The organism is Demequina soli, assembly GCF_000971195.1.
Taxonomy (GTDB): domain Bacteria; phylum Actinomycetota; class Actinomycetes; order Actinomycetales; family Demequinaceae; genus Demequina; species Demequina soli.
Genome location: NZ_BBLZ01000003.1, coordinates 298,275 through 309,361, shown reverse-complemented (window position 1 = coordinate 309,361; position 11,087 = coordinate 298,275). Strand labels below are relative to the sequence as shown.

Sequence of the window (11,087 nt, the reverse complement as noted above, 5' to 3'; positions counted from 1 at the left end):
CATCAATGCTCAAGCCACAGGCCACCGCCACCCGCGAGATCGTCAACCTCGACGGTCTCTGGCGATTCGACATCGCACGCGAGGAGCGCCCGACCCCGTGGACCGGAGTCCTCGACTCGACCCTCGAGGCAGCCGTGCCCGCGAGCTACAACGACCAGTTCGTCTCCGCCGAGATCCGCGACCACGTGGGTTGGGCCTGGTACCAGCGCATGGTGCGGGTGCCGCGCGGCTGGCACGGTGATCGCATCGTCCTGCGGCTCGACTCGGCCACTCACGAGGGTGCGGTCTACGTCGACGGCACCCTCGTCGCATCGCATGTGGGCGGCTACCTTCCATTCGAGGCGGACATCACGGACCACGTGACCGCGGGCGGCCAGTTCCAGCTGACGGTCGGTGTGAACAACGAGCTCACCAACGAGACGATCCCGCCGGGGACCATCTCTGTCGACATGAAGGGCCGCCGCAAGCAGACCTACCTTCACGACTTCTACAACTACGCGGGCCTCGCACGCTCGGTGTGGCTGTACTCCGTGCCGACGGTCCGCGCGACCGCCGTCGAGGTCGTCACCGGTATCGACGGCACCACGGGCGTGGTCGACTACGCGATCCAGGTCGAGGGCGCGGGTGACGTGCGTGTGCGTGTGCTCGACCAGCAGGGCGTCGAGGTCGCAGCCGGCGTCGGTGCGTCGGGGCGCGTCGAGGTCACCGACGCGCGGCTGTGGAACCCGGGCGCGGCATACCTCTACACGTTGCAGGTAGAGGTGCTGGTCGGCGACGAGGTCGTGGACGTGTATCCGCAGACCTTCGGCATCCGCACCATCGAGGTGCGGGGCGCGGAGTTCCTCATCAACGGCACGCCGTTCTACTTCACCGGATTCGGCAAGCACGAGGACACCGCGATCCGCGGCAAGGGCCACGACGACGCATACCTGGTGCATGACTTCCAGCTGCTCGAGTGGATCGGCGCGAACTCGTTCCGCACGTCGCACTACCCGTATGCCGAGGAGGTCATGGACTTCGCCGACCGACACGGCATCGTCGTGATCGACGAGACGGCTGCCGTGGGCCTCAACCTCGGCGTCTCGGCCGGTCTCACAGGCGAGCCCAACAAGCCGACCTTCTCGCCCGAGACCTGCAACGACGCCACCCAGGCCGCGCACGCCCAGCACATCCGAGAGCTCGTGGCGCGCGATCGCAACCACCCGTCTGTGGTGATGTGGTGCATCGCGAACGAGCCCGCGTCGAACGAGGACGGCGCGCGCGAGTACTTCGAGCCGCTCGTGAACCTCACCAAGGCGCTCGACCCGACGCGCCCCGTCTGCTACGCCGCCGTGATGTTCGCGCAGCCCGACAACGACAAGATCGCCGACCTGTTCGACGTCCTGTGCCTCAACCGCTACTACGGCTGGTACGTCGGGGTGGGCGACCTCGAGCTCGCCGAGATGTACCTCGAGGGCGAGATGCGCCAGTGGGCCGCCAAGTACGGCAAGCCCATGCTCATGGCGGAGTACGGCGCTGACACCATGCCCGGCCTGCACTCCGTGTGGGACATGCCGTGGAGCGAGGAGTACCAGCGTGACTACCTCGACATGCACCACCGGGTGTTCGACCGCATCCCCGAGTTCGTGGGCGAGCAGATCTGGAACTTCGCCGACTTCCAGACCACCAACGGCATCCACCGCGTCGACGGCAACAAGAAGGGTGTGTTCACGCGCGACCGCAAGCCGAAGGCCGCCGCCCACACCCTCCGAGCCCGCTGGGCCGGGCTCGAGGGGCGCAAGCCCGGAGCCTGAGCGACCGCCGACGGAGCGGGCGAGCCACTCGCGCACGCTCCGTCGGCGGCGGCAGCCGAGGAGTCGGCGCACCCTTTCCCGCTCGGGAGCGTTCGCACGCTCGACCGAACAGCGCGGGCGTGCACCCGACACCACAGAGGATCCCATGGCCTTCATGCACCCCCAGACTCGTGTCCGGGACGTCATCGAGCACCCCGACGCACTCGCCGCACTTGACAAGCTCCTGCCTGGTACTGCCGCGCAACCGCAGCAAACCCGGCCCCTCTGGGACACGACGATCAGCGCGCTCGTCGGCTTCATCGGCATCGAGCCGGGACCGCGCCTCGACGCGTTCTGGACGACGCTCGCGACGGTCGCCGTCCCCGACGATGTCGTGGCTGCGGCGATCCTGCCTGACCCTGCGTACGAGCCGGACCGCGTCGCGCAGGCATCCGCCACCCTGGTGGCGCCTGCGGCAGGCACCGTCAACGCGCCGCTCGAGCTCCGCATCGACGGACCGTCGCACGGGAACCCTTTCGTCGACGTAGAGCTGCACGCGGTGTTCGCTGACGGCGACGAGGAGCGGACCGTGGGCGGCTTCTACGACGGCGACGGCGTGTACAGGGTGCGGTTCCTGCCGCCTCATGCGGCGCGCTGGACCTATCGCACCATCTCGACGGCGCGTTCGCTCGACGGGATCCTCGGCGAGGTCGACATTGTCGACGATGGGCTCCGCGGTCCGGTGCGTGTCGCAGATACGTTCCACTTCGCGTACGACAACGGCGAGCCATTCATGCCGGTCGGGACAACCGCGTACGCGTGGACGCACCAGACGGACGCGCTCGAGGCGCAGACGCTCGACGAGCTGGCTCGCGGCCCCTTCACGAAGATCCGCATGTGCGTCTTCCCGAAGTCATACGCATACAACACGGCCGAGCCGCCCCGGTCGCCCTACGTCCGCGACGAGGACGGCGACGGCTGGGACTTCACGCGATTCGACCCTGAGTTCTTCAGGCATTTGGAAAGCCGTCTTCAGGACCTCGCCGCGCTCGGGGTCGAGGCGGACCTGATCCTTTTCCACCCGTACGACCGGTGGGGGTTCGCAGGCATGGGCGCGGCGGCCGACGACCGCTACGTCACCTACGTGGTGCGACGGCTGGCGGCGTTTCCCAACGTGTGGTGGTCGCTAGCCAATGAGTGGGACTTCATGTGGACCAAGCACCGTGACGACTGGGCACGGATCGGCGCGCTGGTGTCGCGGGAGGACCATGCGGGACATCTTCTCGGGATCCACAATGGCCTTGACATCTATGACCATTCCGCCGCGTGGATCACCCACGCGAGCATGCAGAAAGTCGACTTCTGGAAGACGGTTGAGCACGTCGGGGCGTGGCGCGACACGTGGCGCAAGCCGGTCGTGGTCGATGAGGCGGGCTACGAGGGCGACCTCGAGCAGGAATGGGGCGGGCTGAGCGCTCGCGAGCTCGTGCGTCGGGCTTGGGAGACTGCCGTCCGCGGCGGCTACTTCACACACGGCGAGACCTACTGGAACGAGCAGGAGGAGCTGTGGTGGGCGAAGGGCGGCCGACTCGTGGGGGAGAGCCCCGCGCGAATCGCGTTCCTCGCCAGACTGGTCGGGGAGTCGCCCTCCCGTCGCCTCGACCCGGTGATGTCGTACGGGCGCACATGCGCCGGCGGCGTCGCAGGGGAGTACGAGCTGCACTATCTGTCGTTCACCCAGCCCAGGGAGAAGAGCCTCATGATCCCGCCCGGTAGGCGGGCTGAGATCGATGTCATCGATACGTGGGAGATGACGATCGACACGCTTCCGGGAGCGTTCGAAGGGCGCGTCGTGGTTCCGCTGCCACGCAAGTCTCACCTGGCGATCCGGATGAGGGTACTGGCTGCAGAGGGAGAGCGATCCGGCACGCCGCAGGCATTCACCTCGGGTGAGCCCGTCCAGCCGTCACCCGCCTCGCGAGTCCTCGACTGACCGGAGTTGACCGGACCGGTGCCTCGCGAGCACGCCGCACACATCCCACCCCCGCATCACCTATTGATCAAGGAGACGGCAGTGTCGTTCAAGATGAAGATCGTCCGCACCCTCGTCAAGAAGATGTCGGGAGGCATGTTCGCGTCGGATGACATCGACGTCGCGGGTCTACGGGCCAGGCTCGCCAAGGCGTATGCGCAGCATACCGTTGAGGACGGCGTGACGATGGAGGTTCGCGCGCTCGGCGGCGTCGAGACCGCGTTCTTCACGCCGGACCGGTTGGCGAGCGACGACGTCATCTACTACGTCCACGGCGGAGGACTGGTCACGGGGGACTGCCGCACGGCAGGGCCCTACGCCTCCGAGCTGGCGCTCGCGACCGGGCGCGTGGTGGTGAGCTGCAGCTATCGCCTCGCGCCCGAGGACCCGTATCCGGCCGGGCTCGATGACTCGTTCGCGGTGTACGAGGCGCTCGTCTCCCAGAACCCGGGTGCAGGCGTCGCGCTGATCGGTGAGAGCGGGGGCGCGTACCTGTCCGCGCTGGTCGCGATGAAGGCGCGCGAGGCGGGCCTCCGGATGCCCTCGTGCCTGGTCCTCAACAGCCTCGTGGCTGACATGTCGGAGACAGTCGTGCGCGTGCACACGCGCAAGGAGATCACCGTCACCCCGGTGGGGCTCGCGGCGCTCGCTCGGATGTATGCGCCGGGTTGCGATCTCACCGACCCCATGATCTCGCCGATCTTCGCGGAGCTCGCCGGGCTGCCGCCGATGCGCCTGGTATGCGATCCGGGCGAGCTCCTCGCCGCGGACACCCACGCGTTCGCGGCGAAGGCGCGCACCGCGGGGATTCACGTGGAGGTCGAGGAGTACCCCGGCACGTTCCACGCGTTCACCACGACAGGGAAGAACACGCCCGAGAGCAAGCGCGAGATCGAGCTCTCGGCCGCGTTCATGGTGAGGTACCTCGAGGCCGAGCGGGTCGTCGCGGGCTGACCCACGCTGATCGAGCGCCGCGCGCCGTCTTCGCCGTTCCCAGGCTGCCGGCGGGCCCTCAGGGCCCGCCGGCAGCGGTGTGTCACGCGAGCGTGATCGAGGTGTCGGCCAGGCCGTCGGTGGAGACGCGGAGAGTGATGGGGCCCTCTCCCGTGCGGCGCACGATCGCGAGGGCACGCCCGTCGAAGGTCGTGTGGACGTCGTCGAGGTAGCTCTCCTCGGTCACGGGTGCGCCCGAACCGAGGCCCTGCAGCACGCCGGGACCGGCGACGTCGACACGGAGGGACCGCGCCGCCGTCACGACGACGCCAGTGCCGTCCTCGACGGTGATAGGGACGTAAAGCAGCTCGCCCGCGCTGCCCGCGGGCTCGGCAGTGACCTTCAGACCGGGCTCGCCGCTCGCGGAGCGCAGTGCGAAGCGCTCCGCGAGCTCCCCGCTGCGGTAGGCGATCGCCTCGACCGTGCCGGGCTCATACGCGAGCTCGAACTCGGCACGGAACCGCGCCCCGCGCCCTGCGGCGCGGCGTCCGAGCGAGCGCCCGTTGATCAGCAGCTCGACCTCGTCGGCGTCCGAGTACACCTCCACGACCGTCGTTGCGCCGTCGTGGCCGGGCCAGTCCCAGCTCGCGATGGAGTCGCTCCACGCCCACGGCCCGGCCTCGAAGGGCTTGCCGTGGTGCTCGGGACGTCGCACCGCGATGTAGGGCTCGGGGCGGAGGCCGAACACGATCTCGCGGTAATACGACTGGGGGCGCCGGTGCCCGGTGATGTCGACGTCTCCGCACCAGGCGGCGATCCATGGGAAGGCTCCGGAGAACGCGTCCATCTCGTCGGCGTCGTCGAGGTAGCGGACCCGACCGATGCCCACCTCGCCGAGGTAGTCCCATCCCGTCCACGTGAAGTCGCCGAGCACGTGGGGGTTGCTCTCGACGAGGGCCCAGAGCTGGTCGATCCGCGTCGGGAATGTCTCCGTGCCGATGATGATGCGCTGGGGGAATGCCGCGCGGTCCGATTCGTAACGCGACTCGAGATAGTTCATACCCGCGACATCGAGGACGCCGAAGGACTCCATGGTCTTCTCGGTCACGAGCTCGGACGAGCCGATCATGTTCATCATGTCGCCCAGGTCGGTCATCATCGTGTTGATGCCGGCGCCGTCTGACGGCGCAGTGGCCGCCTGCGCCTCCGCCTGCTGGGCCATCATCGCCTGAAGCTCGGGCATCACTGCGAGCATGCCGTTGATGCCGTTGGTGACGAAGCGGGTCGGGTCGAGCGCGCGGGTCTTCTCGGCGATACGACGGCCCCACACGCCTCCCATCGGAGTGCCCGTCTCGGGGATCTCGTTGCCGATGGAGTACATGATCACGCTGGGGTGGTTGAAGTCACGGCTGATCATCGACTCGAGGTCCCGCTCCCACCACTCCGGGAAGTCGGCCTGGTAGCCGAAGTCCGTCTTGCCGACCGTCCACGAATCGAACGCCTCGTCCATGACGAGCATCCCGAGACGGTCGCACGCCTCGATGAACGCGGTCGACAGCGGGTTGTGCGCGGCACGGATCGCGTTGAAGCCGGACTCCTTGAGGATGCGCACGCGGCGCTCCTCCGCGTCCGTGAACGTCGCCGCGCCGAGCACGCCGTTGTCGTGGTGGATGCACGCGCCGCGAAGCTTCACCGTCTCGCCGTTGATGCGCAGTCCTCGCTCGGGGTCGAGCTGGAGGCGTCGGATGCCGAAGGCCGTCTCGTGCGCCTCGGCGACATCCCCGTGATGCAGCGTGACGGTCGCGGTGTGCAGGGCCGGACGGTCCACGCTCCACAGTTCGGGCGTCTCCACCGAGAGGCGGTGACGGGTGATGGCGGTGGAGCCTGCGAGCAGCGTGAGTCGCGTGCGTCCGACGGTGAGCATCGCGCCCGCCGGTCCGGCGATAGCGGCCTCGACCTCGACGGTGACGGTCGAGGCGGAGTGGTTCTCCACCTCCGCGCTCACCTCCACGATCGCACGGTCACCGTCGATGTCAGGGGTGGTGATGCGGATGCCGTCGATCCCCAGATGCACTTGGTCGAGCACGTGAAGCCAGACGGGGCGGAAGAGGCCCGCGCCCGTGTACCAGCGACCGTCCTGGTGGTTGCGGGTCTCGACGTGGATCTCGTTCGCGCCGGCCCGGATCAGGTGGCTCGCGTCGACGAGGAAGCGTGAGTAGCCGTAGGGACGATGCCCGGCGAAGTCGCCGTTCACGTGCACCACGGCCCCACGGTAGGCGCCTTCGAACTCCAGCACGACGCGCCTGCCGGCCACGTCGTCGGGCAGGTCGAGAGTGGCGGTGTACTCCTCCGTGCCGCCGGGGAAGTAGGCCGCCCAGGAACCACGCTCGAGGTCGGGGTCACGCTCGCGGCCGAGCATCGCGTCGTGCGGCACAGCGACGGGCGCGTACTGCGCGGTCGCCTTGCCCATCTCTGCGAACGGGTTCACCTTCTTGCGGTGGCTCCAACCGTCGACGAACGGCGTCCTTGTCATCCCTCGATCTCCTTGCTCTCGCGGATCGCGTTGGTGGTTTCGCCGGGTGCGGCGCGGTCGGTGCGACCCGGTACTGACGCGCGTTAGTAACTGTAACCGGCCTTGCGTGAGGTCGCAAAAAAGGCCGGCTGTGGCGGGGTGCAGCGCGAGGCCGTGTTGGCGGCGCGTCAGGCCGAGCCGCGCACCACGAGGTCGAAGATGTGCGGAGGCATCGCCGCCTCCATGGGACGGTCCATCGCCGTCAGGAGTCGGGCGGCCACGTAGGCGGCGCCTTCACGCGACCGGGCGCGCAGCGTAGTGAGCGGAGGGGTGGCGTATCGAGCGAGCGGTACGTCGTCGGTGCCGATCACGGCGATGTCGTCCGGCACGCGCCTGCCGAGGTCGGAGAGCACGGCGAGCAATGCCAGCGCCGTCTCGTCGTTGAAGGCGATGGCGGCGTCGAGGGCGGGGGAGTCCTCTAGCCAACGCCGGACGGCCGCTGCTGACTGGTCGCGATCGGGCGTCAACGTGACCGCGGGTCCGACCGCCGCGCCGATCTCCTGGGCGACCTCGATCGCCGCGACGTGCTTGAGCTCGCTCTCGGAGCGGTACGCGGTTTCGACGGGATGCACGAAGCCGATCGCCCGGCGTCCCGTGGCGGACAGATGCCCGAGTTGCAGGAGCGCCGCCTCACGGGCCCAGTCGCTCGCCGCGACGGCGCTCAGGGCGTCGATCTGTTCGACCATCGTCGCGCCCGCGGCACGCAGCTCGGCCTCGATGGCCGAGGTGCGCGGGTCCAAGGAGACGACGGCGAAGGGTTCCGTCGCACGGGTGAGGCGCACGAGCGCCTGGGGATCCTGCGCGCGAGCGTGCACCACCACGGGGTGACCGTGCTCCTCGAGGATCCGCGAGAACTCCTCGGCGAACTCGCCCACCTGATAGGAGCTGAAGGGGGTGGTGCCGAGGTCGAGCACCACGGTGTCGGTCCTGCCTTTCGCGAGTGCGAGGCCGGCGGCGTGGGGGATGTAGTTGAGCTCGCGCGCCGCCTCGAGCACGCGTGCCCTGGTCGCGGCGGAGATGGACTGCGTCGGTGTGTTGTTGAGCACGAAGCTCACTGTCGCGCGCGAGACTCCGCTCGCGCGGGCGACGTCCGCGCTCGTCGCACGACGGTGCTGCGTGGCCATGATCGGCGAGTGTAGCGAAGGGGGCGGTGCTCGCCGAGCATCGCCCCCTTCGCCACGCGCCTACTCCGTGATCTCGCCGTCGGCCGCGTCCTGGTTGCGGGTGGCGAGGGCCTGGCGCGCCGCAGGGACGTGGCGCTCGACATCGAGGAACCAGGCGGCGATGCCGGTGATGATCACGGCGACGAGCGGCAGATAGACGAACGCGACCACGACGGCATGGATGCCGGCGTCGGACTGCTGTGCTGCGCCGTCGACGAACCCGCCGGCGGCGAGGGTCCAGCCGACGATCGCGGCACCGAAGCCGGCGCCGATCTTCTGACCGAGCGTCACGGACGAGAAGATGAGGCCGTCGGAGCGGTTGCCGTCCTTCCACTCGGCGAAGTCCGCGACGTCCGCGACGATCGCGTACATGCCGGCGGTCAGCGGGACCATGCCGATGCCGCGCAGGACGAGTCCGGAGACCACGATGGGGAAGCTCGTCGGGTCGATGAGCGGGAGGGACGAGCCCACGATCATGACGGTGATGCCGATGAGGAACAGGCGGCGCTTGCCGAAGCGTCCCATGAGCGCAGGCATGAATGGGAGGCCGATGAGGGCCGGCACCAGGCCGACGGCGTTCATCGGACCGAAGAGATTCGGGTCGCCGAGCACGGTGTCCGCGTAGAACACGCCTCCGGCGGCGGACATCGCGGTGGTGAGGTTGAACGCGATGAACAGCAGGGCGGCGAGGAAGAAGTAGCGGTTGCGCATCAGGTTGCGCAGCATCGTCGAGGTGGGCTGGGAAGGCTTCGCGTGGGACTCCGCCGCCTCGGTGACGCGCTCCTTGGTGCCGAAGAACACCACGAGCATGGTGCCCACCGAAACGATGGCGAGGACGCCCGTCACGGTGGTCCAGGCGCCTTGGTTGTTCCCGAGCGCGCCCACCACGGGCAGGAGCGCGGCGTTCACCACGAGGGTGGTGAGCAGTGCGGCGAAGAACCGGAACGAGGTGAGGGTGATGCGCGTGCGGGGGTTGGGCGTGAGCAGCGACATCAGAGCGCCGTAGGCGACGTTCGACGAGGTGAAGAACACCGCCATCACCAGGGAGTACGCGACGAAGGCCCAGATGACCTTGCCGGTGTCGCTGAGACCTCCCGGGATGGAGAACAGCGCCCAGAAGGACAGCGCGAGCGGCACGGCGGAGCCGAGCACCCAGGGTCGGGCCTTCCCCCAACGCGTCTTCGTCTTGTCGATGAGGACGCCGATGGTGAGGTCGGTGATGCCGTTGAGCAGCTGGCCCACGAGCAGGATCGTGCCCGCGACGGCCGCGCCGATGCCGACCACCGTCGACAGGTAGAAGAGCACGAACGTGGTCGTGGGGGCGTAGATGAGGTTGGCGCCGATGTCCCCGCTCGCGTACGAGAGCTTCTCGCGAAGCAGGATCCTCGTCCCGGTGTCGGGGGAGGCGGGTGAGGTGGCGGTCTGCGGCGCTGCGGCCATGGGGCATCCTTCGTCGTTGGAGGGTCGTTCGGGGGCAATACTTACCCGCGTTAGTTTGCGCTGTCAAACGTGCGCGTCGCCCGCATCGGCCAGTCGGGGACCCTGGAGCGGCGCCGCTGCGCCGCGGCCTGCTACGGTGTACTAACGCGCGTAACTACCGCACCTCCGCGGGATGCGCAGAACCGTGCTCAGAGAGGAGCAGCGATGGCGAGCGAGATGCTCACGCAGATCAAGGCGATGATGGCGCAGTACCGGCCCGAGGGCGGCTTCCGGGTCCCTGGTCCCGGCGACGACGCCGTCGCTGTGCGCGCGGCGGTCGACGCGCAGGGCGCTGCGATGCCGGTCGAGGCCGGCGTGATCTTCGTGGCGGACGCGCTCGGCGGTGTCGAGGTCGAGCGCAGCAGGACCGAGGCGCCGGATGAGCGCGCGGTCATCCTTTACATCCACGGGGGAGGCTTCGCGTTCGGGAACGCCACCACTTCGCGCGCCTACGCGTCAGTGCTGGCGGCCGCCACGGGTCTCGAGGTCGTGAGCGTCTCGTACCGTCTCGCGCCCGAGCACCCGTTCCCGGCCGCGCCGGAGGACTGCGCTGCGGTCTACGCCGCGCTGGTGGCCGAGGCGCCCGCGCGCCCGGTGGTCCTCGTCGGCGAGAGCGCCGGGGCAACCCTTGCCATCGTCACTGCGCTCATCGCGCGCGACCGCGGCCTCACCCTGCCCGCGTGCGTCTACGCGATGTCGCCGCTCGGCGAGCTCGCGACCGAGCTGCCGAGCCGCGTGGCCAACGGCGAGGCCGATCTCGTCCTCGGTGGCCTGACCAACGACCAGCTGATCGACTCGTACGCTCAGGGCGCTGACCTCGCGGACCCCTACTTGTCGCCCGTCCATGCGGATTTCACGGGCTTCCCGCCGCTCCGGCTGTTCGTCGACCGGTCCGAGCTGCTTCACGACGACACGCTCGCGATCGCGCAGAAGGCTCGGGAGGCGGGCGTCTCCGTCGAGGTCGACGCGTGGACGGAGACGTTCCACTCGTTCCCCACCCTCGGTCGCGCGACACCCGAGAGCGCGCAGATCCTCGACGAGACGGTGGCCTTCATCCGCGCCTCTCTCGAGGCCTGAGCGCTGAGCGCGAAGGCCGGCACCCCTGCAGGGGTGCCGGCCTTCGGTTGCCGCGGGCG

Annotated in this window: 7 protein-coding genes; 4 read left to right on the top strand and 3 right to left on the bottom strand. The window is 69.0% G+C overall.

Annotation, left to right across the window (positions count from 1 at the left end; all coding sequences use genetic code 11):
* Positions 1 to 5 precede the first annotated feature (5 nt).
* From uidA to AOM04_RS07965, 3 genes are all read left to right on the top strand, one after another.
* A complete protein-coding gene (gene uidA / locus AOM04_RS07975) occupies positions 6 to 1,793 on the top strand; it encodes a beta-glucuronidase (protein WP_062464240.1) in 1,788 nt (595 codons plus the stop codon).
* Positions 1,794 to 1,938: 145 nt separating this feature from the next.
* Positions 1,939 to 3,765, top strand: coding sequence for a DUF5605 domain-containing protein (locus AOM04_RS07970; RefSeq protein ID WP_082104496.1), 1,827 nt, complete (start codon positions 1,939 to 1,941; stop codon positions 3,763 to 3,765).
* A gap of 81 nt (positions 3,766 to 3,846) precedes the next feature.
* Entirely contained in the window at positions 3,847 to 4,758 is a 912-nt protein-coding gene (locus AOM04_RS07965; RefSeq protein ID WP_062464239.1) for an alpha/beta hydrolase, read from the top strand.
* Positions 4,759 to 4,840: 82 nt separating this feature from the next.
* Here AOM04_RS07965 and AOM04_RS07960 read toward each other — a convergent pair whose 3' ends face one another.
* From AOM04_RS07960 to AOM04_RS07950, 3 genes are all read right to left on the bottom strand, one after another.
* Positions 4,841 to 7,270 (bottom strand): glycoside hydrolase family 2 TIM barrel-domain containing protein, encoded by a 2,430-nt coding sequence (locus tag AOM04_RS07960; protein ID WP_062464238.1) that lies wholly within the window; start codon positions 7,268 to 7,270, stop codon positions 4,841 to 4,843.
* A gap of 167 nt (positions 7,271 to 7,437) precedes the next feature.
* Complete coding sequence (locus AOM04_RS07955; RefSeq protein WP_439645063.1) at positions 7,438 to 8,364, bottom strand: LacI family DNA-binding transcriptional regulator; 927 nt, start codon at positions 8,362 to 8,364, stop codon at positions 7,438 to 7,440.
* A gap of 129 nt (positions 8,365 to 8,493) precedes the next feature.
* Positions 8,494 to 9,912 (bottom strand): glycoside-pentoside-hexuronide (GPH):cation symporter, encoded by a 1,419-nt coding sequence (locus AOM04_RS07950; RefSeq protein WP_062464236.1) that lies wholly within the window; start codon positions 9,910 to 9,912, stop codon positions 8,494 to 8,496.
* Positions 9,913 to 10,116: 204 nt separating this feature from the next.
* On the opposite strand from AOM04_RS07950, the gene AOM04_RS07945 reads away from it, so the two are divergent.
* Complete coding sequence (locus AOM04_RS07945; RefSeq protein ID WP_062464235.1) at positions 10,117 to 11,028, top strand: alpha/beta hydrolase; 912 nt, start codon at positions 10,117 to 10,119, stop codon at positions 11,026 to 11,028.
* Positions 11,029 to 11,087 lie beyond the last annotated feature (59 nt).